Raw genomic sequence first — 25,044 nt, forward strand, 5'->3', positions numbered from 1 at the left:
ACGGGGCGGGACGGGCCGCGGCGGGCCGGGAGGCCCGGAAACCCGGGAGGCCCGGGGACCTACAGGACGAAGGCCTCCTGGCCGGTGCTGCTCACCATCGGACGGCCGGCGCTCTGCCAGGCGTACATCCCGCCGTCCACGTTCACCGCTTCCCGGCCCTGCTGGACCAGGTACTGGACGACCTGCGCGGAGCGGCCGCCGACCCGGCAGAGCACGTACAGCTTCTCCTCGGGCAGTTCGCCGAGGCGGGCGATCACCTGGCCGAGCGGGATGTGCAGCGCGCCGTCCACGTGGCCGGCGTCCCACTCGTCCTGCTCGCGCACGTCCAGCAGGGCGGCGTCGGCGGGCACGGCGGCGGCGTCGGCGGTGGGGATCTGCGCGAACATCGTGTGGCTCTCCTGGGCGTGGGAAGGCGGGTCGGTCGGGTCCGTGCCATTGTCGCCCACCGGCACCGGCGCCGGCCCGGAGCCGTCCACCGGACCGCGGGCGCCGAGCAGCCGTTCCAGCTCGGCCTGCCGGTCGGCGGCCTTGGCCAGCAGCTCCTCGGCGAGCTGCTCCAGCAGCCGGTCCGGGTCCTGCGGGGCGAGGGCGAGCAGCTGCCCCATCGGGGTCTGCTCCAGCCGGACCTGCTCGGCGGCGGTCCGGGCGATCTTGTCGGTCAGCCAGTCCAGCCGCCGGTGCAGCCAGTCCGACCGGTCGGGGGAGTCGACGGCGGGCGCGGCCTCCGGCGCGGTGGACCACTCGGCGGACAGGCCCTCCAGCGCGGCGGCGTCCCCGAGCGCGTAGGCCTCGTTGACCCGGACCAGGAAGGCCGCCCGGCGCTCCTGCTCGGCCGGGTCGGTGGTGAGGTCGGGGTGGGCACGGCGGACCAGCTCGCGGTAGACCCGCTGGGCCTCCTTGCCGGGCCGCACCCGGGCCGGCGCGGCGGGCGGCGGCGGGGCCGCCTCCTCCCCCTGGCCGGACTGCTCCCGCTGCTCCTGCACGGAGTCGAACAGGGCGTCCAGGTCGGGCAGTTCCTCGACCTGGCGGCGGGCCTCGGCGGCCCGGCGCAGGTCCTCGGGCAGACCGGTGCGGGCCGCTACCGCCTCGGCGACCAGCGCGTCCAGCTCGTCCAGCCGGGCGTACAGCGGGCCGAGCAGCTGATGGTGGATCAGGGCGAAGTTGTCGATCTCGACGCGCAGCGTCTGCACGTCCACGTCCATGCTCAGCCAGGCGAGCTCGGCGGCGGCGACCCGCTCCTCCAGCTGCTGCTGCTCCGGGTCCGTCCAGCGGGCGGGGCTCTGCGCGCTCACTTCTCGCCTCTGTCTCGTCCGGCCGGCTGCGTCCTGCGGGTCCGCCGCACCGGCGGCCCGGCCTGCCACCCTACCGCCGCGTGCGGAAGCCCCGTCCGGGTGAACCGGAGGTGCGGACCGGCGCGCACCCCGAGACACGCAACCGAAACTGAGGAATCTCCCCGTTTCGGTATCAAGCCCGGCCCGGTCCGTGCTTCGCTGGTATCCGCACAGCGTGCCTTCCTCCGGAGGAACGGCCGCCTCCAGGCGTGGCGGCCAGGCGGGAGCAGACCGAATCCATGGTGGCCGAGTCCAACTCCACACCGCGTCCGGCGGCCGACGGACCCGCACCGGGCGACCACCCGGCGGGCGTGGCCGCCCTGGTCCGGCTCGCCCTCGTCCAGGTCGACCGGTCCGGCCGGATCGCGCAGTGGGGCCGAGCCGCCGAGGAACTGTTCGGCCACCGCGCCGAGGTCGCCCACGACCGCCCCGCCTCCGGCCTGCTGCCCGCCTTCGAGTCGCGGGTGCTCGGCCGGTGCTCGGTCCGCCGCGCCTGCGACGCGTTCGACACCCTCGCCGAGCTGACCGCAGCCGGCCGCCCCTGGGCCGGCCGGCTGACCGTGACCGACCGCGAGGAGCACCAGCGCGACGTGCTCTGGTGGGCCTACCCGCTGCCCGGCCCGTCCGGCGGGCTGCTCGCGCTGGCCGCCGACGCCCGTCCGCTGCGCACGGCCGGCCCCCGGCTCGCGATCGGCGAGCGGCTGCTGCCGTTCTCCGCCGCACCCGCCGCCCGGGGCGGCTTCCACGGGCTCGCCGCGGCGCTCACCGCGCCCACCGACCGGGTGCCCGAGCCCTTGGCCCGGCTGCTCCCGGCCGCCCACCGCGCGGCGATGCTGACCGCGGTCGGACTCGGTGGACCGCCCGCCCTTCGACTGGACGCGGTCACCGTGCTGCCGGTGCTGCCCGCCGACGCGCAGAGCGGGACGGCGCACGCGGCCGCCGGCCTCGGCCGCCGCTACCCGACGCCGCAGCAGCGCGCCGCCCGGGTCGGCCCGCCGCCGCAGCCCGAGCAGACCGCGCCCGGCCGCCGCCCGGCCGCGCCGCTCCCGGCCCAGCGCGAGGCCACCGGGGACGACGCCGACCACAGCGGGGCCGACCGGCACGACGCCGCCGAACTCCCGGTCTCCCGGCCGGTCGCCGCCGTCAGCGGTGCCGCGGCCGGCGCCGGTCCGTCCGTCCCCCCGCCGGCCTCCGGCCGGGAGGTCCCCCCACCCACCGGAGGAGGTGCCGCCATCGACCGAGCCCCCGTCGGGTCGGCCGCCAACGGCCACCCGCCGCCCCGCGCCGACCGGGCACCGGACGCCCCCGCCGCGCCCGTCCCGGTTCCGGCCCCCGCGAGCGCCGAGCCCCCGCCGAGCGGCCGGCTCGGCCCGTTCCTCACCAACGGGCAGGCCGGCGAGCAGCTGGCCCTGCTGAACGAGGTCGGCGGCAAGGTCGGCACCACCCTCGACCTCGGCTTCACCGCCCACGAGCTGTGCAAGGTGCTGGTCCCCCGGGTCGCCGACTTCGCCTGCGTGGACCTGGTGGACGGGCTGATCTCGGACTCCGAGCTGCCGGTCGCCCGCCCGGACGACGACACCATGCTGCGCCGGGTCGCCCTGGTCCACAACGAGACCGGCGGCGCCTGGGAGCACGTCCTCACCGAGGGTTCGCTGGTCAGCATGCCGCGCCGCACCCCGCCCGGGATGGCCCTGCAGCTGAACCAGCCGGTGCTGGTCCCGGTGGTCAGCGCGGACGTCGCGGTCGACTACGCGATCGCGCTCGGCGGCGTCCGGCTGGCCCCGGTGGTCTCCGGCCGCTCGATGCTGGTCGTCCCGCTCTCCGCCCGGGGCACCGTGCTGGGCATCCTCAAGCTGCTCCGGCTGCCCGACCGCGCCCCCTTCGACGAGAGTGACGCGGCGACCCTCAAGGAGCTCGCCGTCCGCGCCGCGCTGTCGCTGGACAACGCCAGGCTGCACCGCGCCGAGGCGAGGGTCGCCACGACCCTGCAGCGCTCGATGATCCCGACCCGCCCGCCGCAGATCCCCGGTGTGCAGATCGCCCACCGCTACCTGCCCGGCGATCCCAAGGCCGAGGTCGGCGGCGACTGGTTCGACGCGATCCAGCTGCCCGGTAGCCGGGTCGCCCTGGTGGTCGGCGACGTGATGGGCCACGGCATCCACTCGGCGGCCGCGATGGGCCGCTTCCGCACGGCCATGCAGACCCTCGCCGCCCTGGACCTGCCACCCGGCCAGCTGCTGCGCCACCTGGACAACCTGGCCCACAAGCTCGGCGACGACCACCTCGCGACCTGCCTGTACGCGGTCTACGACCCGATCAACCGGACCTGCGAGCTGGCCAGCGCCGGCCACGTCCCGCCCGTCCTGGTCCACCCCGACGGCACCGGGGAGCTGCTGGAGATCCCGGCCGGTGCGCCGATCGGCGTCGGCGGGGTGCCCTTCGTCGCCAAGACCATCGACGTCTCGGACGGCTCGATGCTGGTGCTGTGCACCGACGGCCTGGTCGAGGTCCGGGGCGGGGACATAGGAGCCGGGCTGGCCGCGCTCTGCGGCAACCTGATCGACCCGCAGCAGAGCCCCGAGCAGGCCTGCGACGAGGTGCTGCGGCGGCTGCACACCGACGACCGCAAGGACGACGTCGCCCTGCTGGTGGCCCGCTTCGACGGGGTCGCCCCCTCCGAGGTGGCCACCTGGGACCTCACCGTGGACCACCGCGAGGTCCGCCGGGCCCGTTCGCTGGTCCGCGAGCAGCTGGCCGGCTGGCACCTGGAGGCGATCAGCGACACCACCGAGCTGCTGGTCAGCGAGCTGGTGACGAACGCCGTCCGGGTCGCCCGGGACCGCGTCCAGCTCCAGCTGATCCGGGTGGACAAGCTGCTGGTCGAGGTCAGCGACGACAACCACAACCTGCCCTCGCTGGAACCGGCCGAGCAGCTCGGCGAGACCGGCCGCGGCCTCACCCTGGTCACCAAGCTCGCCGAGCGCTGGGGCACCGCCCGCAAGGCGGTGGGCAAGGTCGTCTGGTTCGAACTGCCCCTGCCGCGCGCCTGACGGCCGCGTACGGGTGTCCGTACGCGGCCGTCAGGGACGGACGGCGGTGCTAGGGAACGACGGCCCCCGCCGGCCGGCGCCGCCGGGCCTCCACCGCGACCTCCCGCGAGGCGGCCGCGGCCACCGAGGTGGCGGCGCCGACCCCGGCCAGCACCCGCGGCCAGAAGTCCCCGAAGACCTCGACCGAGACGGCGATCAGCAGCGCGGTGAGCACCGCGACCACGTGCTCCAGACCGGCCAGGTTCGGCAGCATGACCGCCTCGCCGACCATCAGGACCACCACCAAACCGGCGGTGAACCAGGCCCGGCACCGGAAGGCGATGCAGATCGCCAGCGCCACCACCGCGGCCGACGGCCCGGTGTCCCGCACGTAGGCGACCCACTTCGGGAAGCCGAACAGGTGGTCCGGCCCGATCGCCACGCCGACCCGGGCGAACAGCGTGCCCGCCATGGTGCAGGCGTACGCGACCACCAGGGTCATCCGCCGGCCGAGCACGATCTCGGCGATCGCGAAGACCACGAACACCTGGGCCAGCGCCCCCCAGACCGGCAGGTCCAGCGCCGGCACGTAGAGCGACAGCGGGGTCCGCAGCAGCGAGACCTCCACCGGCAACGCCGCCCGGACCACCCCGATCTGGTTGACGAAACGCTCACCGCCCGGCAGGTGCTGGACGATGCTGAACAGCAGGATCAGAAACGTCGCCAAGGTGGCCAACGGAACAGCGGCGAACTTCTTTCGCGCCACGGCGTTCCGAACCGTCACGAACAACGTTCCCCACTCGGCGACAGCGGCCGTTCCGGCTAGCGCCAGCGGCCCCTTTCGCACGCCCCCCGCGTGGGTCCTGTGAATCACAACCGTTTCTCCGAATCCCCGAACTCTCGTCTACTCCAACATTAGAAGCCTCTTAACAAAGCCACATCGGCTCGGATGGGGATAAGGGTCATCCTCTGGGGGGAGGTCCATCCCCCCTCCGGACCCCCATTCGACCGGGCGGCCCCCTCCGCCCCCCGACGGAGGGCTACCCCTTCCCGTCCCGCGCCGCCACCGGCACCCTGGGCGCCACCACGGCTGCCCCGGCGTGCCGGCGCCGGAACAGGGCGGGCAGGCTCGGCGCGACGATGAAACCCTCGGCGCGCGCGCTGGCGATGCCGATCCGCGGAATCTCGCTGCTCTTCTCGAACAGCAGGTAACGCGGCTCCCAGATCGGCCGGTACTTGGCATTCGCCCGGTAGAGCGACTCGATCTGCCACCAGCGCGAGAAGAATCCGAGGACCGAACGCCACAGCCGCAGCACCGGGCCCGCGCCCAGGCGCGAACCGCGCTCGAAAACGGAGCGGAACATCGCGAAGTTCAGCGAGACCCGCTTCAGCCCGACCTCCTCGGCGCGCTGCAGCAGCTCGATCACCATGAACTCCATCAGGCCGTTCTCGGTGTCCCGCGCCCGGCGCATCAGGTCCAGCGAGAGCCCGTCCGGGCCCCACGGGACGAAGCTCAGCAGCGCCTTGAGCTCGCCGTCGCCGTCGCTGCACTCCAGCATCACGCAGCGACCGTCGCCCGGGTCGCCGAGCCGGCCGAGCGCCATCGAGAAGCCGCGCTCGGTCGCCCCGTCGCGCCACTCGTCGGCCTTGGCCACCAGCTCGGCCATCTCCGCCTCCGAGATGTCCTCGTGGCGGCGGATCCGCACCGTGTACCCGGCCCGCTTGACCCGGTTGTACGCCTGCCGGACGACCCGCATCGCGCGGCCGTCCAGCGAGAACTCGTCCAGTTCGACGATCGCCTCGTCGCCCAGCTCCAGCGCGTCCAGCCCGTGCCGGGCGTAGATCACCCCGGCCTCCTCGGAGGCGCCCATCACGGCCGGTGCCCAGGCGTGCTCACGGGCCTCGGACAGCCAGGCGTCGATCGCCCCCGGCCAGGCCTCCGGGTCGCCGATCGGGTCGCCCGAGGCGAGCGAGACGCCGCCGATCACCCGGTAGGTGACCGCCGCCTTGCCGCTGGGGGAGAAGATCACGGCCTTGTCCCGGCGCAGCGCGAAGTAGCCGAGGGAGTCGCGCTCGCCCTGCTTGTCGAGCAGTCCGCGCAGCTTCGCCTCGTCCTCCGCGGTCAGCAGCTCGGTGCCCCGCGGGCTGCGGAAGGCCACGTACAGCACCAGCAGGAAGAGCGCCCCGCCCATGGCGTTGATCGCGGCGTTCACCCAGGTCGGCGCGGCGATCACGGAACGCAGGTGCTCGGACGGGGTGATGGTGATCATCCGGCCGACCGAGTACCGGAAGAGGTCCCAGAAGTCCGCGCCCTTCAGGTCGTTCGTCGCCCAGACCAGCAGCGCGCCGACCCCGCCGCCGAACAGCAGGCCGCCGACGAAGGTGGCCGCCGCGGTCTTCGGGTTGGAGCTGTCGCCCTTGGACGTGAACTCCTTGCGCCCGATCAGCAGCGCCAGGACGAACAGGCAGGTCAGGATGGTGGAGAAGTAGTTGAGCGGGTGCTGGTAGAACCGCCCGCCCGGCACGAGCATGAGCGCCAGGTACAGCAGCGCGAACAGGCCGCCGAGCGCCGCGTTGAAGATCCACGCGGCCCGCTTGCGCCGCCTCATGGCGACGGCGAGGAAGACCGAGAGCACGGCACTGGCCAGGCCCGAGGTCATCAGGTACGGGGTGAAGTACTCACCCTCGTTGTGCTCGCTGACCTGGTTGCGGAAGGGCACCAGCAGCACCGTCGCCACGTTCAGCAGCGCGATCAGCCGCAGGTACCAGACGGAGGCCGCGGCGGCCCTCGGGCGCCAGCGGTCGAGCACGCCGTCGGGGTGGGGCCCGGGGGACGTGGCGGACGGCTCCGACTTCACAGTGGACGACACAGCTCAATTCCAAACGATCAGATGGTGGGGCGCATCCGCGTACGGCCCGGCGGCGGGCGCCCGCACGGGCCCGACGGACTGACCGGCGACGCCCGCCCGGCCGTCCGCCCAGGTGGGCGAGGCGAGCCGGAAAGGGTCAGCCAACTCCATGGTTCCCCACGAAGCCTGAGAATTACGTGAACCGGGTAGCGGATTCCCACCCCCGCCGAACGGCGGGGGTTGCCACCCCCCGGGCGTTCGGCGCCCCGCCCCGGCTACCCCTACCCTCGGAAACGACCCACGCGGACCGCCCCCACCCGGCCGCCCGAACCGAGGAGGCACCATCACCACGACCCGCGTGCTGATCGTCGACGACGAGATCCTGGTCCGCTCCGGCCTCGGCCTGATCGTCGGCTCGGCCCCCGACCTGGAAGTGGTCGGCGACTGCTCCGGCGGGCAGGCCGAGGAGCACGTCCAGCGCCTGCGCCCGCACGTGGTGCTGCTCGACATCCGGATGCCCGACCTCGACGGCATCTCGGTGCTGCGCCGGCTGCGCGCCCTGCCCGACCCGCCCGCCGTGGCGATGCTCACCACCTTCGACACCGACGAGTACATCGGCACCGCGCTGCGGGCCGGCGCCGCGGGCTTCCTGCTCAAGGACACCGCCCCCGAACAGCTGGTGCACGCCGTCCGGGTGCTCGCGGCCGGCGGCAACATCCTCTCCCCGACCGTCACCCGCACCGTGATCGGCGGCTACGTGGACGGCGGCGGCCCGGACGCCGAGGCGACCGCGCTCGCCCGCACCCTCACCGGCCGGGAGCTCGACGTCCTCGCGCTGCTCGGCGAGGGCCTGTCCAACGCCGAGATCGCCGACCGCCTCTTCCTCGGCACCGGCACCGTCAAGGACCACATCAGCGCGATCCTCGGCAAGCTCGGCGCCGCCAACCGGGTGCAGGCCGCCGTCGTCGCCCACCGGGCCGGGCTGGTCCGGCCCAAGCCCGGCGACGGGGCATGACGACCGCCGACCAGCTGCCGTCCAGACGGCTGCCGGCCTGGTGCACCGCGCCCTGGCTGATGCTGCTGCTGCCCGTCCTGTACTCCCTGCTGGACGCCGCCCTGGTGGCCCGGGACGCCACCTGGTGGCAGATGACGCTGTCCACGCTGGCCGCCGTCTCCCTGTTCTGGCGCCGCCGCTTCCCGGTCACGGTGCTGCTGCTCACCATGCCCGGCAGCTGGGTGGACGAGATCTGGCTGGCCCCGATCACCGCCGTCTACACCGTGGCCGCCGAACGCCCCCGCCCCCGGGTCGTGATCCCCTGCGGCGTCCTGTTCACCCTGGTCGAGTTCTTCCACTGGCCGCTTCCCGACGACGTCATCGCCCTGAGCCGGGCCAGCGCCCTCGACGCCATCCAGGCCGTGATGCTGGCCGCCGGCCCGGCCGCCACCGGCCTGCTCGCCCGCACCCGGCGCGAGCTGGCCGCCCGCCTGGACGAGCTGACCCGGGGCCAGGAGCGGGAGAGCCGGCTGCTGGCCGAGCGGGTGCTGATCACCGAGCGCGGCCGGCTCGCCCGGGAGATGCACGACGTGGTCTCCCACCAGGTCAGCCTGATCAGCATCCAGGCCGGCGCGCTGCAGGTCAGCACCACCGACCCGGCCGCCGTGACCACCGCCCGCACCATCCGCGAACTGTCCGTACGGACCCTCGACGAACTGCGTCAGATGGTCGGGGTGCTGCGGGGCACCGGCGGGCTGCCGGACGCCCCGCTCGCCCCGCAGCCCCGGCTGGCCGACCTGCCCCGGCTGATCGAGGAGAGCGGCCTGGCCGCCGAGGCCGAACTGAACCCGGGCGACCGCCCGTGGCCGGAGGCGGTGCAGCGGGCCGCCTACCGCACCGTGCAGGAGGCGCTCACCAACATCACCAAGTACGCCCCGGAGGCGGCGGTGCACGTGAAGGTCCGGGCGAAGGGCCGCCGGCTGCGGGTCGAGGTGCGCAACGACGCGCCGCCGGTCCACCCGGCCGAGACCCTCCCGGGCGGCGGCCACGGCCTGGTCGGCCTGCGCGAGCGCGCCCAGCTGCTGGGCGGCACCCTGACCGCCGGCCCCACCCAGGACGGCGGCTTCGAGGTCCGCGCCGAACTCCCCGCCACCGGCTCCTGATCCGCCGCGCCCCGGCCGGCACCGGAGAACGGGCCGGGGGAGGAACGGACCGGGGAACGAGAAAGCCCCGCAGATCCGTAGATCTGCGGGGCTTCGCTGTGCGCGAGGGGGGAGTTGAACCCCCACGCCCTTTCGGGCACTGGAACCTGAATCCAGCGCGTCTGCCTATTCCGCCACCCGCGCATGGGTGTTGTCCTCGTTGCCGACCGATCTTCCGAACCGCTCGGTACCATGAGGCCTTCGCGCTTCTTTGGACCGGCCTCCCTTCCGGGCGGCCCTTCCGACGTGGAAAACATTAGCACGGCCCCGGGGGCTGCTCCGAATCGCTTCTCCGGCGAGACCCACCGCACCCGAACGGATGCCCGACGAACGCGTGCACGAGGGACGGGCGGCCGCTCCGACGAGCACACCTGGCGTGCCGTACCCGAAATGCGTCACCCTGTGTGTCCGAGCCCACCCCCGGGCACCACACGGTCCGGGAACCGTACGGAAGGGCCCGGCGTGGATACGATCAGTACGGAAGTACCGCAAGTGGGTGCGGCCGGTCCCCCGGCGGGATCCGGCCGGCAGGCAGGCGAACGAACCCTGGAAGGGGGTGCCCCATGGGAGTGCTGAAGAAGTTCGAGCAGCGGCTCGAGGGTCTCGTCAACGGCACCTTCGCCAAGGTGTTCAAGTCCGAGGTCCAGCCCGTGGAGATCGCCGGTGCGCTGCAGCGCGAGTGCGACAACAACGCGAGCATCTGGAACCGCGACCGCACCGTCGTGCCGAACGACTTCATCGTCGAGCTGAGCCCGCACGACCACGAGCGCCTCAGCCCCTACTCCGGGCAGCTCGGCACCGAGCTCGCCGGCATGGTCCGCGAGTACGCCGAGGCCCAGCGGTACACCTTCATGGGCCCGCTCCAGGTGAACCTGGAGAAGGCCGACGACCTCGACACCGGCCTGTACCGGGTGCGCAGCCGCACCCTCGCCGCCGAGGAGCCCCAGCAGTACGCCCCGCAGCAGCCCGGCTACGACCGCGCGCCGGCCGCCCCGGCCCCCGGCGCACCGTGGCAGCAGCCCGGCGCCGGCCAGTACAACGCGCCCGCGCCCCCGCCGCCGGCCGCGCCCCCCGCGATGCCCCCGGGCCCGCCCTCGCCCGCCGGCGGCAACGTCCGCAACCTCCCCGGCGCCGGCCACGGCGGCACCTCGGTCCGCCGCTGGATCGAGGTGAACGGCGCCCGCCACCAGATCACCGGCTCGGCCTGCGTGCTCGGCCGCTCGACCGAGGCGGACGTGCGGGTCGACGACCCCGGGGTCTCCCGCAAGCACGCCGAGATCCGGCCCGGCAGCCCTTCGATGGTGCTCGACCTGGGGTCCACCAACGGCATCGTGGTGGACGGACAGCACACCCAGCGCGCTACGCTCCGCGACGGATCCCGAATCGTCCTGGGGTCCACCACCATCGTCTACCGGCAGGTCGAAGGGTAGTGTCCGAATTGTTCGCGCGCCTCGCTCACCGACTGGCGGGACGGTCATGTCAGAACTGACCCTCACGGTCATGCGGCTGGGCTTCCTGGCCGTGCTGTGGCTGTTCGTCATCGTCGCGATCCAGGTGATCCGCAGCGACCTCTTCGGCACCAAGGTGAACCCCCGTTCCTCCCGCCGCGGCGCTTCCGCCGCGGCCGGCGGCGGTGCGGCCACCCAGGCCGCAGGTCGCCCCACGCCGTCCCCGGCGGCCGCTCCGGCCGCCCCCGCGGCGGCCCAGACCCAGCCCGGCGGCGGCCGCCGCCGCGGCGGCCCGACCCAGCTCGTCGTGGTGCAGGGCTCGCTCGCCGGCACCACCGTGGCGCTGCAGGGCCAGACCATCACGCTCGGCCGCGCGCACGACTCCACCATCGTGCTGGACGACGACTACGCGTCCTCCCGGCATGCCAGGATCTATCCGGATCAGACTGGGCAGTGGACGGTCGAGGATCTAGGCTCCACAAACGGCACCTATCTGGACCGGCAGCGCCTGACCGCGCCCACCCCGCTCCAGCCGGGCACGCCGATCCGTATCGGCAGGACCGTCATCGAACTGCGGAAGTAGTAGCGCATGAGGGACAGCATCCCGTCCATGACCCAGAGGGGGGCACAGGTCGCATGACCCTGGTGCTGCGCTTCGCCGCCGGCTCCCACAAGGGACTGATCCGGGAGGGGAACGAGGACTCCGGCTACGCCGGGCCGCGGCTGCTGGCCGTGGCCGACGGCATGGGCGGCGCCGCGGCCGGCGAGGTCGCTTCCTCCGAGGTGCTCGGCTCGATCGTCCGGCTGGACGAGGACGTGCCGGGCGCCGACCTGCTGACCCTGCTGGGCGACGCCGTCCAGGGCGCCAACGACCGGCTCCGGCAGATGGTCGAGGAGGACCCGCAGCTCGAAGGCATGGGCTGCACGCTGACCGCGATGCTCTGGACGGGCCAGCGGATGGGCCTGGTGCACGTCGGCGACTCCCGCGCCTACCTGCTGCGCGACGGTTCGCTGGTGCAGATCACCCAGGACCACACCTGGGTGCAGCGCCTGGTCGACGAGGGCCGGATCACGCCCGAGGAGGCCGAGACCCACCCGCAGCGCTCGCTGCTGATGCGGGCGCTGGACGGCCGCGGCCAGGTCGAGCCCGACCTGTCGATCCGCGAGGTCCGGGCCGGCGACCGCTACCTGATCTGCTCCGACGGCCTCTCCGGCCCGGTCAGCCACCAGACCCTCCAGGACACCCTCGGCAGCTACTACTCGCCCGAGCAGACCGTGCAGGAGCTGATCCAGCTCGCACTGCGCGGCGGCGGTCCGGACAACATCACCTGCATCGTGGCGGACGTCATCGACGTCGGCGCCACGGACACCATGAGCGGCCAGTTCAACGACGTCCCGGTGGTGGTCGGCGCCGTCGCCGACGCCCCGCCGTCCTCGGCCGCCGCCGACCGCTCGATCGCGGACACCCCGGCCGGCCGCGCGGCGGGCCTGGGCCGCGGCCCGCAGGGCGCCTTCGGCCCCGCCGAGGGCTACGAGGCCGGCTACGACCCCGCGGCGGGCGGTTTCGGCCCCGCGGAGGGCTACGAGGGGGGCGCCGCCTACGGCTACGGCTCCGGCGAGCCCTCGGTGTACGGCACCGAGGAGTTCGACGAGGAGCCGCCCCGCAAGCGCAAGCGCAAGGGCCTGACCGTCTCGGTGGCCGTCCTGGTCACGCTCGGCCTGCTGGGCGGCGCCGGCTACTTCGGCTACCAGTGGACCCAGGACCAGTACTACATCGGCGAGGACGGCGACCACGTCGCGGTCTACCAGGGGATCAACCAGAACCTGGCCGGACTGAGCCTGTCCTCGGTGCGCGACTCGTACAGCGGCATCCAGCTCAAGTGGCTGCCGCAGGACCAGCGCGCCCACGTGAACAAGACCATCTCGGTGAACACCCTGAAGGACGCCCAGAGCACCGTCCAGGAGCTCGACGGCTGGGTGCAGCTCTGCCAGAAGGCCGCCAAGGCGACGGCCCCGGCGCAGGGCACCCAGGCGACGCAGGCCACCCACACCGCGTTCCTGGCCGGCACGCCCACCCCGAGCGAGAAGAACCGCGGCCCGGCCGCGGCGGCACCGACCGTGCCGCCCTCGACCAGCCCGGCCTCCCCGACCCCGTCCGCCCCCGGCACGGCCGCCCCGACGCCGAACGCCACTCCTCCGGCGACCGGCACCCAGGGCGACCCGACCCAGTTGACCGAAGACGAACTCAGCCGGGCCAACTCCTGCCCGAAGCAGTGACGTCCGTGATCCGACATAGGACCGCCCCGCGCGGGCTTGCCGGCCGTCAGGGAGCGGTCACCACGTGAGCAGCTACGACCTGAGCGAAGACACCGGCCGGGCCGGCCGCCGACGGGCGACGGCCGGACGCGCCGTCCCCCGTCGACGGGGCAACACCACCATCTCCCTGCAGGAGGCACCGAACCGGCGCAACACCGAGCTGGCCCTGCTGCTCTTCGCGGTGCTGCTGCCGGTCCTCGCGTACGCCAACGTCGGCCTCGCGATGGACGCCAAGCTGCCCACGGGCATGCTCGGCTACGGCCTCGGCATGGGCGCCCTGGCGCTGGTCGCGCACCTGCTGGTGCGCCGCTTCGCGCCGTACGCGGACCCGCTGATGCTGCCGATCGCCACCCTGCTGAACGGCCTCGGGGTGGTGATGATCTGGCGGCTGGACAAGGCGGGCAAGCTGCTCAGCGGCAACTTCCCGGCGGCCCAGAACCAGCTGATGTGGTCGGCCCTGGGGATCGCGGGCTTCATCGGCGTGATGGTCTTCCTGAAGGACCACCGGGTGCTCCAGCGCTACACCTACATCTCGATGGTGGTGGCCCTGGTCCTGCTCGCCGCGCCGGCCTTCTTCCCGGCCCGGGCCGAGGACTTCGGCGCCAAGATCTGGATCCGGATGGGCAGCTTCTCCATCCAGCCCGGCGAGTTCGCCAAGATCGTCCTGACGGTGTTCTTCTCCGGCTACCTGATGGTCAAGCGGGACGCCCTGGCACTGGCCAGCCGCCGCTTCATGGGCCTGTACCTGCCGCGCGGCCGCGACCTCGGCCCGATCGTCGTGATCTGGCTGCTCAGCCTGCTGATCCTGATCTTCGAGAACGACCTCGGCACGTCCTTCCTGTTCTTCGGCCTGTTCGTGGTGATGCTCTACGTCGCCACCGAGCGGACCAGCTGGATCCTGTTCGGCCTGCTGATGTCGGTCGGCGGCGCGATCGCGGTCGCCTCCACCGCCAGCCACGTGAAGGTCCGCATCAACGCCTGGCTCGACCCGATGGCCGCCTTCAACCCGAAGCCCCCGCCTGGCGCCACCGAGCAGATCGGCCAGTCGCTGATGGCGCTCGGCTCCGGCGGCGCCACCGGCTCCGGCCTCGGCCAGGGCCGTTCCTGGCTGATCAACTTCGCCGCGAAGAGCGACTTCATCCTGGGCTCCTTCGGCGAGGAGCTCGGACTGGCCGGCATGATGGCGATCTTCCTGCTGTACGCGCTGCTGGTGCAGCGCGGCCTGCGCACCGCGATCGCCGCCCGCGACCCGTTCGGCAAGCTGTTCGCCGTCGGCCTCGCCTCGGCGATGGCGCTGCAGGTGTTCGTGGTAGCCGGCGGCGTGACCGGACTGATCCCGCTGACCGGTATGACCATGCCGTTCCTCGCGCAGGGCGGTTCGTCCGTGGTCGCCAACTGGGCGCTGGTCGCGATCCTGCTGAAGATCAGCGACAGCGCCCGCCGACCCGGGGTCGAACCCGCCCCGGCCACCGAGGGCCAGGGAGGACCCGCCCGATGAACAAGCCGATCCGACGGGTCTCGATCTTCTGCCTCGTGCTGATCCTGGCCCTGATGGTGCGCACCAACTGGGTGCAGGGCGTCCAGGCCGACTCCTGGGCCACCAACAAGAACAACAAGCGCCAGATATACGACCGCTACGCCCACCCGCGCGGCAACATCATCGTCAGCGGCCAGCCGGTCACCAAGTCGGACTTCGTCAACGGGCTGCGCTACAAGTACCAGCGCTCCTGGGTCGACGGGCCGATGTACGCCCCGGTCACCGGCTACTCCTCCCAGGTCTTCGGCTCCAACCAGCTGGAGAACCTGGAGGAGGGCGTCCTCTCCGGCACCGACGACCGGCTGTTCTTCCGCAACACCCTGGACATGCTGACCGGCGAGCAGAAGCGCGGCGGCGACGTCGTCACCACGATCGACGCCAAGGTCCAGAAGGCCGCCTTCGACGGCCTGGGCAACAAGAAGGGCGCGGCGGTCGCGATCGACCCGAAGACCGGCGCGATCCTGGCCCTGGTCTCCACCCCGTCCTACGACCCGGGCACCTTCTCCGGGAGCGGCTCGGCCGACTCCAAGGCCTGGACGGACCTCAACGCGGACCCGAACAAGCCGATGCTCAACCGGGCGCTGAAGGAGACCTATCCGCCCGGCTCGACCTTCAAGCTGGTCACCGCGACCGCGGCGTTCGAGAACGGCCTGTACCAGAACGTCGACGACGCCACGTCGACCCCCGAGCCGTACACCCTGCCCGGCACCAACACGCAGCTCAAGAACGAGAGCCCCAACGAGCGCTGCGAGAACGCCACCGTGAAGTCCGGGATGGACCAGTCCTGCAACACGGTCTTCGCCAAGATGGGCGCCGACCTCGGCAAGGAGAAGATGCGGGCGCAGGCCGAGAAGTTCGGCTTCAACAGCACCGTCGACACCCCGGTCCGCTCGGAGAAGAGCATCTTCCCGGACAGCCCCAGCCTGGACGGCACCGCCCAGGACTCGATCGGTCAGCACGACACCCGCGCCACCCCGCTGCAGATGGCCATGATCTCCGCCGCGATCGCCAACAACGGCAGCCTGATGCAGCCGTACCTGGTCGACCAGGAGCGCTCGGCCTCGCTGACCACCATCTCCAAGCACACCGAGAAGCAGTTCTCCCAGCCGATGAGCCCGACCACCGCGCAGAAGATGCAGGACCTGATGGTCTCGGTGGTCGAGAACGGCACCGGCACCAACGCCAAGATCCCCGGCCTGCAGGTCGGCGGCAAGACCGGCACCGCACAGCACGGCGAGGACAACGCCGGACTGCCGTTCGCCTGGTTCACGTCCTGGGCCAAGGCCTCGGACGGACGGTCGGTCGCGGTCGCGGTGGTCGTCGAGGACGGCTCGCAGAACCGCGACGGCATCAGCGGCGGCCGGCTCGCGGCCCCGATCGCCAAGGCGGTGATGCAGGCCGCACTCGGCAAGTAGGGAGCCGGGTCCGGGGTGAGGCGAATGTCACGATCGGCACCCCCTGCCGGATACCGGTCTGATATCGGCCGACGGCTGACTCCGGTCCGATGGGGTGCGACCGGTAGCGTATCCGCCAGCAGCGGGTGTGCCCGTTGCCGCCCGCGGGGCACCGAACGGCCCGGCCGGAGAACCGGTCGAGGACCGCGCGGCGTCACCCAGAGCGTGCGGGGACACCTACGTCACAACCTCACCGGCGGGTGAGGGAGAGGGTCGGAACTATGGAAGAGCCTCGTCGCCTAGGCGGCAGGTACGAGCTCGGCGGCGTCCTCGGACGCGGCGGCATGGCCGAGGTGTACCTCGCCCATGACACCCGGCTCGGCCGTTCCGTCGCAGTGAAGACGCTCCGGGCCGACATGGCCAGGGATCCGTCGTTCCAGGCCCGCTTCCGCCGCGAGGCACAGTCGGCGGCGTCCCTGAACCACCCCGCGATCGTCGCCGTGTACGACACGGGCGAGGACTACATCGACGGCATCTCCATCCCGTACATCGTGATGGAGTACGTCGAGGGGTCCACGCTGCGCGAGCTGCTGCACTCCGGCCGCCGGCTGCTGCCCGAGCGCGCGCTGGAGATGACCATCGGCATCCTCCAGGCCCTGGAGTACTCGCACCGGGCCGGCATCGTGCACCGCGACATCAAGCCCGCCAACGTGATGCTGACCCGGCAGGGCAACGTCAAGGTGATGGACTTCGGCATCGCCCGTGCGATGGGTGACGCCGGGATGACCATGACGCAGACCTCCGCCGTCATCGGCACCGCCCAGTACCTCTCCCCCGAGCAGGCCAAGGGCGAGCAGGTCGACGCCCGCTCCGACCTCTACTCCACCGGCTGCCTGCTCTACGAGCTGCTGACGGTCCGCCCGCCGTTCGTCGGCGACTCGCCGGTCGCGGTGGCCTACCAGCACGTCCGGGAGGAGCCGCAGCCGCCGTCGGTCTTCGACCCCGAGGTGCGCCCCGAGATCGACGCGATCGTGCTCAAGGCCCTCGCCAAGGAGCGCGACTACCGCTACCAGAGCGCCGACGAGATGCGCGACGACATCGAGCGCTTCCTCGACGGCCTCCCGGTCGCCGCCGCCCAGCAGGCCGCGTACGGCATGGGCGCCGCCGGATACGGCTACGACCAGAACGGCTACCCGCAGCAGCACGACCCGTACGGCCAGACCAACGTGCTGCCGCAGCAGCCCGGCGGCGGCCCGACCACCGTCCTGCCGCAGGCCTCCGGCCAGCCCGGGTACGGGCAGCAGGGCGGCTACGGGGACGACGGCTACGGCCAGACCTACGCGGGCGGCGGGGGCGACGGCTACGACGACGGCCAGGGCCGCGCCGGCCGCCGCGGCGAGGACCAGCCGAAGAAGAGCAACACCTCCTGGATCGTGCTGGCGGTGGCCGCCGTCCTGGTCCTGGTCGGCACCTTCTTCGTCGCCCAGGCCATGTTCAGCAACAAGGGCACCAAGGACGCCGCGAAGATCACCGCGCCGAACCTGGTCGGCAAGACCCTGGCCGACGCCAAGACCGCCGCGGCGGCGGCGGGCAGCAAGCTCGTGGTGACCGAGGGCGAGAAGGTCGCCTGCCCGGACGCGAACATCAAGAAGGACCAGGTCTGCACCCAGAACCCGACGGCCGGCAACCAGGTCGCCGAGAACGGCACCATCACGGTGCAGGTGTCCTCCGGGCCGGCCAAGGCGACCGTCCCGTCCGTGGTCGGCAAGACCAAGGACCAGGCGCTGCAGGCACTGGCCGCGGCCGGCTTCACCAACGTCGGCGCCCCCGAGTACAAGGACGACGACACCGCCCCGCAGGACACCGTCACCGCCCAGGACCCGGCGGCCAACAACACCGCTGACCCGACCGCCCCGATCAAGCTGACGGTCTCCCAGGGCAAGACCAAGATCAACGTCCCGAACGTGGTCGGCGCCCAGAAGGACGACGCGACGAACCAGCTGCAGGCCGCCGGCTTCCAGGTCGACGCCTCGAAGACCGCGCAGACCAACGATCCGACCAAGATCAACACCGTCGCCGTGCAGTCGGTCCAGCCCAACACCAAGGTCGCGGCCAACACGAAGATCGCGCTGACGATCTTCAAGGCCCCGGACAAGGCGCAGGTCCCGCCGCTGCAGAACCAGAAGCTGTCGGACGCCATCGCCCAGCTCGCGAAGGTCAACCTCGGCTACACCGTGGTCGGCCCGCAGGACCCGAATGCGATCGTCCAGATGAGCAACCCGGGCGCCGGCACCATGCTCGACCCGGGCACCCAGGTCCAGCTCTTCACGAAGGCCGCCGAGCCGCCCAAAGGAGGCGACCCCACCACCCCACCCGCCAAAGGGAACAACTAGGCCTCCGATCTTCCCCTGGTTCAACTGAACCGGGGCCCGGAGCCCGGGTGACGCCGGCCGAGGAAGATGCCCGAGGGCCCGCCGCAGCGGATGCGGCGGGCCCTCGGGCGTTTCCCGGTCGTCGTGCCTCCCCGGCCGGCCGCGACCCCGCGCAGCCCCCGGGGGAGCCGGGCACGGGCCCCCGGGGGGCTCAGGAGTGCCGCAGCTCCGGCGGCGGGGTGCGCTTGGCGTCCATGTCGTCCACCCGCACCAGGCTCCCCCAGACCGCCATCCGGTACCGCGAGGTGTACACCGGCGTGCAGGTGGTCAGGGTGATGTAGCGGCCGGGGCCCGCGTAGCCGGAGCGGGCCGGGACGGGCGCCACGATGCCGGTGTCGAACTTGGACGTCTCCGGCAGGGTGCCGTCGACCTTGTAGACGTACCACTTGTCCTTGGTCTCGACGACGACCGCGTCGCCCTGGTGGACGGCGTCCAGGTCGTGGAACTTGGCGCCGTGGCCGTCGCGGTGGGCGGCCAGTGCGAAGTTGCCGGTCTCGTCCCAGGGCATCGCGGCCTTGTACGGCTGCTCGTAGACGCCCGCCACGCCCTCGTCCAGGACCTCGGTGGAGGTGCCCATCCGGATCAGCACCTGGAAGTCCCGGCCCATCGCCGGGACGTGCAGGAAGCCGACGTCGTCCCCGACCGCGAACTGCTTCGCCGCCGGCGGGGCGCCGGGGGCCGGGGCGGGGGTACCGCCGGGCGAGGCCGGGGGGACCGCGACCGGGCCGGCCGCCCAGGAGCCGCGCAGCCGGTCGGCGGCCGCCGAGGCCGCGCGGTCGGCCTGCACGTTGGTCCACCACAGCGAGTAGGTCACGAACAGGCCGAGGACCAGGCCCAGGGTGATCAGCAGCTCGCCGAAGACCCCGAGCGCGGCCAGCGCCCGGCTCCGCCCGCGCCCGGCCGGCCGCCCGGCCGGGGGGACGCCGTCCTGCCCCGGCCCGGCCGACTTCACGGCCCCGTCCTGCACGGCCTCGTCGTCCTGCATCTGCGGTGCTCCCCCTCCGGGCCGGGCGGACGGACGGCTACCCGCCCGTGATCGCGGCCGGCTTGCCTTGGCTGCGCGGCCGTTCCTCGACCATCTTCCCAAAGAGGATGAGGCGGAACTTGGAGGTGAACTCCGGCGTACAGGTGGTCAGCGTGATGTAGCGGCCGGGGCCGGCGTACCCGGCGCCGTTCGGCACCGGCTTGATCACGCTGACGTTGTTGGGGGAGGTCTCCGGGATGCCCCCGGTGATCTCGTAGGTGTAGTAGCCGGCGGCGGTCTCCACCACGACCTTGTCGCCCTTGGAGAGCTGGTTGATGTACCGGAACGGCTCACCGTGGGTGTTGCGGTGCGCGGCCAGCGCGAAGTTGCCCGCCTTGTCTCCCGGCATCCCGGTGCCGGGGTAGTGGCCGACCAGGCCCTTGTCGAGCACCGCCGACTTGGAAGTGCCCTCGGCGATCGGGAACTTCAGCCCCAGCTTGGGCAGGTAGATGATGGCGAAGCCCTTGCCCGGCTCGAACACCTCGGGCTTGTCGGGGTCCGGGGCGGGCTGCCCCGGCTGGGCGGGCGGCGCCGCGTCGAACTGCTGCTCCAGCTTGTTGCGGGCCCCGTCGGCGGCCGCGTCGGCCTGCACGTTGGTCCACCAGAGCTGGTAGGCGACGAAGAGCAGCATCACCAGGCCGAGCGTGATGCACAGCTCGCCGACGGCCCGGGCGGCCACGACGACCGCGGACTCCCTGGGGCGCACCCGCCCGCCGGCCCGGCCGCTCGCCCGACGCCGTCCGTGGCCCGACCGGATCGCCGTACGGCCCTGGGCGGCCCGACGCCGTTCGGCCCGGCCCCCGGTGGGCGGGGCCGGCTCGGCGGCCGGCTCGCCGATCCCGACGGGCAGCCTCAACTGCAGGGTCTGGTCGGGGAGCCAGGGGTACTCCGGTCCGCCCGCGAGCGGGTCCCCGGCCTGCTCGTACACGCCCCAGGCGTCCTCGGGCACGGTCTGCACCGGGGACGCCTGCTGGTACGGGGCACCGTCCGTGCCGTCGCCGTACTGCGGTCCCCCGTACGCCCGGGCGCCGTCGAACTGCTGCGCGCCGCCGTACGGGTCCCCCGCCGGCTGGTAACGCCCCTCCGGACGCAGCGCGGTCACGCCGCTCAGCCCCGGCCGATCACCGGGGCGAGCCCGGCCGACCGGTCCACGGCCTGCGGGAAGCCGCACTCCGCGAGCCAGTTGGCGAGCATCCGGTGCCCGCCCTCGGTGAGCACCGACTCGGGGTGGAACTGCACGCCCTCGACCGGCAGTTCACGGTGCCTCAGGCCCATGATCACACCGCTCTCGGTCCGTGCGGTGACCACCAGTTCCTCCGGCACGGTGGCCGGTTCGACCGCGAGCGAGTGGTAGCGGGTCGCGGTCAGCGGCGAGGGCAGGCCCTCGAACACGCCGCCGTCCTCGTGTTCGACCGACGAGGTCTTGCCGTGCAGCAGCTCCGGCGCCCGGCCGACCACCGCGCCGTACGCGACCGCGAGCGACTGCAGGCCCAGGCAGACGCCGAACAGCGGCAGGCCGATCCGCGCGCAGTGGTGCACCATCTCGATGCAGACCCCGGCCTCCTCCGGCGCGCCGGGCCCGGGGGAGAGCAGCACCCCGTCGAAGCCCTCCGTCCCGGAGCGGCGGACGGCGTGCTCGACGGTCACCTCGTCGTTGCGGACCACCTCGCAGGTGGTGCCGAGCTGGTACAGGTACTGCACCAGGTTGAAGACGAAGCTGTCGTAGTTGTCCACCACCAGGATGCGGGGCGGGTTCGACTGGGTGGTCATGCGCGCGTGGTCTCCGTGGGATGCGGTGCTGGATGGAAGTGCCGGGACCGCCGGTTCAGCCGGCCGCGGCGCCGTCGCCGCCATCCACTGTGACGTCACCGAAGGGGAGCAACGGTTCCGCCCACGGGAAGACGTAGGTGAAGAGCAGGTAGACGATCCCCAGGATGAGGAGCACCGAAATGGCGGCCTTGACCAGGGTGTTCCCCGGGAGGTGACGCCAGATGAAGCCGTACATGGTGCTCCCTCGTCGTAGCAGGCTGGGTCAAGAGTAGACCCGCCCCCACGGCCGCGAGGCCGGTCCGCTACTGCTGCCCGCCCGCCGACCGCAGCTCGGTGGTGCCGGAGTACCCCGGCAGGGTCAGGTCACCGCTCTCCTGGACCTTCCAGCCCAGCCCGTACGCCTGGACGTACTGCAGGTAGTTGCGGATCGTCGGGTCCGCGTCGACGGCGGAGCGCAGTGCGTCGGTCTTCCCGACCGCCTTGACCACGTACGGCGGGGAGTAGACCCGGCCCTGCAGCAGCAGGGTGTTGCCGACGCAGCGGACGGCGCTGGTGGAGATCAGCCGCTGGTCCATCACCTGCACGCCCTCCGCGCCGCCCCGCCACAGCGCGTTGACCACGGCCTGGATGTCCTGCTGGTGGATGACCAGGTCGTTGACGCCTGGCTCGGGGACGCCGGGGATGCGGGCGGTGGCGTTCGGCGGGGCGTCGTTGAGGGTGACGGTCAGGCCGCCGCCCTGCAGCGGTTCCAGGGCGGCGCCGCGCCGCAGGTCGTCCAGCCGGGCCGCGTCGGCGGGGCTGTGGCCCTGCTGCTCGGTGAGGTCCTGGGAGCGGGACTGCAGGTCGGCGAGCTGGGACTGCGCCTGCTGGTTCTGCGCGCTGCGCTGGCGGATCACGTCGCCGAGGCTGAGCAGCGAGTTGTCCGTCCGCAGGTCGGTGCCGCGGGCGGTCTGCGCGCTGATGTAGAAGAGCAGACCGGCGAGCGCGAAGACGGCGCAGGTCAGGGCACGTCCGACAATTCGGGTACCGGAGCGGCGGGTACGGGCCGACTCAGGGGGAATCGACAAATTAGTCACCGTACCCTTATCTCCTCAAGACCCGCCGAGCCACTACGCTAACGGACGCCGGTGGCACGTGCGGAGCCGTCCCCCAGGACGTTCTCCACGGCCGACCGTCGACCGACCCACCCGCTGCACCTCTGCGCGGTCTCACAGCGCATCGACAGGAGAACCCCTCGTGCCGAAGTCTCGACTCCGCAAGAAGTCCGACTACACCCCGCCGACCACGGCCACGGTGAAGATCAGCTCGGGCCGCGGCTGGGTCGCGCCACTGATGCTGGCACTGTTCCTGATCGGCCTGGTGTGGATCGTCACCTACTACGTGACCAGCGGCACCTACCCGGTCGAGAGCTGGCGGAACTGGAACATCCTGGTCGGCTTCGGCTTCATCGCCGCCGGCTTCGGCGTCTCCACCCAGTGGAAGTGACGACCCGCTCGTCCTGAGGCCCGGTCCCGGGCCGATTCCCGCCGTTCCGGATCGCTCGTCCCGGGACGGCGGTCAGGCGTGCCCGGACCCGGACCGGGCGGCGGTCAGTCATACCGACCATCGGACTGTCACGCTTATCCACATGGTTATCCACACTGGGGAAAAGTCCCCCCAGCCTGTGGATAACTTTCCGGGCCGGGACCGTCCACAGCTGTGCACAACTTCCTGGGCACGGGAAAACCGCACAGCAGGACACGCGTAGAACAGCAGTCCACAGTCACGGCGGCACACAGCCTGTGCACAACCCCGCACCCGCTGTGGACAAACGCCCGGGTCCTCAGGATCCGTAGAGGGACATCCCGATCAGCAGCATCGCCACCTCGACGGCCACCGCCCCCGCCACCGCCAGCCCCTGGACCAGCCCGCGGCGCTCGCGCGGGGCGTACATCAGGCCGGCCGCGGTCAGCCCGCCCAGCACCAGCCCGCCCAGGTGCGCGCGCCAGTCGATGCCGGGCCGCGAGAAGGTGACGATCAGGTTGAAGACCAGGAACGCCACCGCCGGGGCCAGCGGGCCCCTGTTCCGCAGCTGCATCACGATCGTGGCGCCGATCAGCCCGAAGATCGCCCCGGAGGCCCCGACCGAGTTCATCCAGTCGCCGGCCACCAGGAAGGCGAAGGTGCTGCCGCCCAGGCCTGCGACCACGTAGAGGGCGAGGAAGCGGAGCCGGCCGAGCGCCTCCTCCAGCGGCGGGCCGAGCCAGAACAGCACCAACATGTTCAGCCCGACGTGCCACCACTCCAGGTGCAGGAAGGTGGCGGTCAGCAGCCGGTACCACTGGTCCGGCCCGTCCGCGATCCCGGCCGGGCCGCCGAGGATGTCGCGCCCGGCGCTGAACAGTGACCAGGTCTGGCCCAGCCGCGGCGTCAGCACGTAGGCGGCCAGCACCCAGACCACGACGTTGGCCCCGATCAGCAGCCGGGTCACCAGCCCGCCGTCGGCGCTCGACGCCCCGCCGAACCGGGTGGTCGGCCGCCGGGTGCCGGCGTGCCCCGCCCCGACGCACTCCGGGCACTGGAAGCCCACCGAGGCGGTCACCATGCACTGCGGGCAGATCGGCCGCTCACAACGGGTGCAGGAGACCCCGGTGGGCGTCCCGGGGTGGCGGTAGCAGCCGGGAAGGCCGGCCTCCGGGGCGGGGCCGGTCGACGACCTGGGCTCGTCCGGGAGCATCAGCGGGTCCCCTTCCCGTACACGACCTCCGAAACAGCCAGCCTACTGCCGCGGCCCCGCCCCACGGCCTCGCTCCCCCGCATCCCGTCCCTCCGGCCCGCGCACCCGCGGGAACCCCGCGTACGGCCCACCCCGGGTGCCGGTGGACAAATCAGGATGCATGATCAGCATTCAGGTGGATATGTGCATAAAGGACGCCACCCAGGAGGAGAGACTCGTGAGCTTTTCGGACTCAGCCCGTGAGACGGCCACCAGGACCCGGGACACCGCCGCACACCTCGCGGACGGCGCCAAGCAGCGCCTCGGCCCCGCCCTGGACTCCCTCGGCCCGATGGCCACCCAGGCCGCCCACAACCTCCGCGTCCAGTACGACAAGCACCTCGCCCCGCAATTCGGCCAGGCCTTCGCCAACTTGCCGCCGGATGCCCAGCAGAACGTCCTGAAGGCCCTCCACCGGGCCCAGGAGGCCGCTCTGGCAGCCCGTCTCTCCGCCGCGCGGGCCGCGGACCAGGCGCGCGCCACGGTCGGCCCCAGGGTCGCCCAGGCGGTCGGAGACGCCCGCGCCGTGGTCACCCCGGTCGCCCAGGAGGCGCAGTACCGGGGCGCCGCCGCACTGACCGCCCTGCACGGCAACGTGAGCTCGGCCGAGATCAGCGAGCTGGCCGCCCGGAACGCCAGGAAGCAGCGGTGCTGCCACCGGTCCACCGGCCTCGCCGTGGCGGGCCTGCTGGCGATCGCCGGCGGTGTGGTGGCCTGGCAGTGGTGGCGCCGGCACAGCAACCCGGAGTGGCTGGTCGAGCCCCCGGTGGCGCAGGAGTCCCGGCCGGCCGGGGCGTCCGCCGCACCGGTGAACGGCGCGGGGCCCGACGCCGAGGACGCCGAACCCGGCGGACCCGACGACAGGGGCCCCGCGGCGAACTGACCGCACGGAAGCCGCGGGGCGGCCCGGAAACGCCGATCGGCCGCCGACCAGGATCCTGGTCGGCGGCCGATCGGCGTTTC

General features: G+C 72.7%; 20 protein-coding genes and 1 tRNA gene. 11 read left to right on the top strand and 10 right to left on the bottom strand.

All coding sequences use genetic code 11. The features are described 5' to 3' along the window. Window positions 1-59: 59 nt before the first annotated feature. Window positions 60-1,292, bottom strand: a complete 1,233-nt coding sequence (locus ACFV0O_RS29490) for a rhodanese-like domain-containing protein (protein WP_380346691.1) — start codon at window positions 1,290-1,292, stop codon at window positions 60-62. Window positions 1,293-1,540: 248 nt separating this feature from the next. Between ACFV0O_RS29490 and ACFV0O_RS29495 the strand changes: the two genes are divergently transcribed. Then, window positions 1,541-4,381 (top strand): SpoIIE family protein phosphatase, encoded by a 2,841-nt coding sequence (locus ACFV0O_RS29495; protein WP_380346692.1) that lies wholly within the window; start codon window positions 1,541-1,543, stop codon window positions 4,379-4,381. Between the two features lie 49 nt (window positions 4,382-4,430). Here ACFV0O_RS29495 and ACFV0O_RS29500 read toward each other — a convergent pair whose 3' ends face one another. Together ACFV0O_RS29500 and ACFV0O_RS29505 are read right to left on the bottom strand one after the other, a co-directional pair. After that, entirely contained in the window at window positions 4,431-5,087 is a 657-nt protein-coding gene (locus tag ACFV0O_RS29500) for a hypothetical protein (RefSeq protein WP_380346693.1), read from the bottom strand. A gap of 313 nt (window positions 5,088-5,400) precedes the next feature. Further along, window positions 5,401-7,230 carry a phosphatidylglycerol lysyltransferase domain-containing protein gene (locus ACFV0O_RS29505; protein ID WP_380346694.1) on the bottom strand — a complete coding sequence of 610 codons (1,830 nt, stop codon included), beginning with the start codon at window positions 7,228-7,230 and terminating at the stop codon, window positions 5,401-5,403. A 343-nt stretch (window positions 7,231-7,573) separates the two neighbouring features. Between ACFV0O_RS29505 and ACFV0O_RS29510 the strand changes: the two genes are divergently transcribed. Then, entirely contained in the window at window positions 7,574-8,224 is a 651-nt protein-coding gene (locus ACFV0O_RS29510) for a response regulator (protein WP_380346706.1), read from the top strand. Beyond that, complete coding sequence (locus tag ACFV0O_RS29515; protein WP_380346695.1) at window positions 8,221-9,366, top strand: sensor histidine kinase; 1,146 nt, start codon at window positions 8,221-8,223, stop codon at window positions 9,364-9,366. The genes ACFV0O_RS29510 and ACFV0O_RS29515 overlap by 4 nt, the downstream gene beginning before the upstream one ends. A gap of 99 nt (window positions 9,367-9,465) precedes the next feature. On the opposite strand, the gene ACFV0O_RS29520 is transcribed toward ACFV0O_RS29515, so the two are convergent. After that, a tRNA-Leu gene (locus ACFV0O_RS29520) sits at window positions 9,466-9,549 on the bottom strand. Between the two features lie 419 nt (window positions 9,550-9,968). Between ACFV0O_RS29520 and ACFV0O_RS29525 the strand changes: the two genes are divergently transcribed. The 6 genes from ACFV0O_RS29525 (at window position 9,969) to pknB (ending at window position 18,493) form a co-directional block, all read left to right on the top strand. Beyond that, window positions 9,969-10,835 carry an FhaA domain-containing protein gene (locus ACFV0O_RS29525; RefSeq protein WP_380346696.1) on the top strand — a complete coding sequence of 289 codons (867 nt, stop codon included), beginning with the start codon at window positions 9,969-9,971 and terminating at the stop codon, window positions 10,833-10,835. 46 nt (window positions 10,836-10,881) lie between these two features. After that, a complete protein-coding gene (locus ACFV0O_RS29530) occupies window positions 10,882-11,436 on the top strand; it encodes an FHA domain-containing protein (protein ID WP_360258827.1) in 555 nt (184 codons plus the stop codon). A gap of 53 nt (window positions 11,437-11,489) precedes the next feature. After that, window positions 11,490-13,130, top strand: a complete 1,641-nt coding sequence (locus ACFV0O_RS29535; protein WP_380346697.1) for a protein phosphatase 2C domain-containing protein — start codon at window positions 11,490-11,492, stop codon at window positions 13,128-13,130. Between the two features lie 160 nt (window positions 13,131-13,290). Continuing rightward, window positions 13,291-14,667: an FtsW/RodA/SpoVE family cell cycle protein gene (locus ACFV0O_RS29540; protein WP_380346707.1), complete on the top strand. Its 1,377-nt coding sequence runs from the start codon at window positions 13,291-13,293 to the stop codon at window positions 14,665-14,667. Further along, window positions 14,664-16,121 (top strand): peptidoglycan D,D-transpeptidase FtsI family protein, encoded by a 1,458-nt coding sequence (locus ACFV0O_RS29545; RefSeq protein WP_380346698.1) that lies wholly within the window; start codon window positions 14,664-14,666, stop codon window positions 16,119-16,121. The genes ACFV0O_RS29540 and ACFV0O_RS29545 overlap by 4 nt, the downstream gene beginning before the upstream one ends. 260 nt (window positions 16,122-16,381) lie before the next feature. After that, window positions 16,382-18,493 carry a Stk1 family PASTA domain-containing Ser/Thr kinase gene (pknB, locus tag ACFV0O_RS29550; protein WP_380346699.1) on the top strand — a complete coding sequence of 704 codons (2,112 nt, stop codon included), beginning with the start codon at window positions 16,382-16,384 and terminating at the stop codon, window positions 18,491-18,493. A 190-nt stretch (window positions 18,494-18,683) separates the two neighbouring features. On the opposite strand, the gene ACFV0O_RS29555 is transcribed toward pknB, so the two are convergent. The 5 genes from ACFV0O_RS29555 to ACFV0O_RS29575 all read right to left on the bottom strand — a co-directional run bounded on the left by ACFV0O_RS29555 (window position 18,684) and on the right by ACFV0O_RS29575 (window position 22,393). Continuing rightward, on the bottom strand, window positions 18,684-19,517 hold the full coding sequence (locus ACFV0O_RS29555) for a class E sortase (protein WP_380346700.1): 834 nt from the start codon (window positions 19,515-19,517) through the stop codon (window positions 18,684-18,686). Between the two features lie 37 nt (window positions 19,518-19,554). Beyond that, a complete protein-coding gene (locus ACFV0O_RS29560; protein ID WP_380346701.1) occupies window positions 19,555-20,658 on the bottom strand; it encodes a class E sortase in 1,104 nt (367 codons plus the stop codon). Window positions 20,659-20,663: 5 nt separating this feature from the next. After that, window positions 20,664-21,326: an aminodeoxychorismate/anthranilate synthase component II gene (locus ACFV0O_RS29565; RefSeq protein ID WP_380346702.1), complete on the bottom strand. Its 663-nt coding sequence runs from the start codon at window positions 21,324-21,326 to the stop codon at window positions 20,664-20,666. A gap of 55 nt (window positions 21,327-21,381) precedes the next feature. Further along, window positions 21,382-21,561 (bottom strand): hypothetical protein, encoded by a 180-nt coding sequence (locus ACFV0O_RS29570; protein WP_360258848.1) that lies wholly within the window; start codon window positions 21,559-21,561, stop codon window positions 21,382-21,384. A gap of 67 nt (window positions 21,562-21,628) precedes the next feature. Then, window positions 21,629-22,393 (bottom strand): DUF881 domain-containing protein, encoded by a 765-nt coding sequence (locus ACFV0O_RS29575; RefSeq protein WP_360258851.1) that lies wholly within the window; start codon window positions 22,391-22,393, stop codon window positions 21,629-21,631. A 169-nt stretch (window positions 22,394-22,562) separates the two neighbouring features. On the opposite strand from ACFV0O_RS29575, the gene crgA reads away from it, so the two are divergent. Next, window positions 22,563-22,811: a cell division protein CrgA gene (gene crgA, locus ACFV0O_RS29580; protein ID WP_030060915.1), complete on the top strand. Its 249-nt coding sequence runs from the start codon at window positions 22,563-22,565 to the stop codon at window positions 22,809-22,811. A gap of 337 nt (window positions 22,812-23,148) precedes the next feature. On the opposite strand, the gene ACFV0O_RS29585 is transcribed toward crgA, so the two are convergent. Beyond that, window positions 23,149-24,042, bottom strand: coding sequence for a rhomboid family intramembrane serine protease (locus tag ACFV0O_RS29585; RefSeq protein ID WP_380346703.1), 894 nt, complete (start codon window positions 24,040-24,042; stop codon window positions 23,149-23,151). 217 nt (window positions 24,043-24,259) lie between these two features. On the opposite strand from ACFV0O_RS29585, the gene ACFV0O_RS29590 reads away from it, so the two are divergent. Continuing rightward, window positions 24,260-24,964 (top strand): DUF5324 family protein, encoded by a 705-nt coding sequence (locus ACFV0O_RS29590; protein WP_380346704.1) that lies wholly within the window; start codon window positions 24,260-24,262, stop codon window positions 24,962-24,964. Window positions 24,965-25,044: the final 80 nt, after the last annotated feature.

The organism is Kitasatospora sp. NPDC059577 (genome assembly GCF_042735475.1).
Taxonomy (GTDB): Bacteria; Actinomycetota; Actinomycetes; order Streptomycetales; family Streptomycetaceae; genus Kitasatospora.

Excerpts from the sequence above, each read along its gene's own strand:
- ACFV0O_RS29515 (WP_380346695.1), top strand. The coding sequence starts at position 8,221 with ATGACGACCGCCGACCAGCTGCCGTCCAGACGGCTGCCGGCCTGGTGC.
- ACFV0O_RS29525 (WP_380346696.1), top strand. The coding sequence starts at position 9,969 with ATGGGAGTGCTGAAGAAGTTCGAGCAGCGGCTCGAGGGTCTCGTCAAC.
- ACFV0O_RS29530 (WP_360258827.1), top strand. The coding sequence starts at position 10,882 with ATGTCAGAACTGACCCTCACGGTCATGCGGCTGGGCTTCCTGGCCGTG.
- ACFV0O_RS29535 (WP_380346697.1), top strand. The coding sequence starts at position 11,490 with ATGACCCTGGTGCTGCGCTTCGCCGCCGGCTCCCACAAGGGACTGATC.
- ACFV0O_RS29545 (WP_380346698.1), top strand. The coding sequence starts at position 14,664 with ATGAACAAGCCGATCCGACGGGTCTCGATCTTCTGCCTCGTGCTGATC.
- pknB (WP_380346699.1), top strand. The coding sequence starts at position 16,382 with ATGGAAGAGCCTCGTCGCCTAGGCGGCAGGTACGAGCTCGGCGGCGTC.
- ACFV0O_RS29555 (WP_380346700.1), bottom strand. The coding sequence starts at position 19,517 with ATGCAGGACGACGAGGCCGTGCAGGACGGGGCCGTGAAGTCGGCCGGG.
- ACFV0O_RS29565 (WP_380346702.1), bottom strand. The coding sequence starts at position 21,326 with ATGACCACCCAGTCGAACCCGCCCCGCATCCTGGTGGTGGACAACTAC.
- ACFV0O_RS29570 (WP_360258848.1), bottom strand. The coding sequence starts at position 21,561 with ATGTACGGCTTCATCTGGCGTCACCTCCCGGGGAACACCCTGGTCAAG.
- ACFV0O_RS29585 (WP_380346703.1), bottom strand. The coding sequence starts at position 24,042 with ATGCTCCCGGACGAGCCCAGGTCGTCGACCGGCCCCGCCCCGGAGGCC.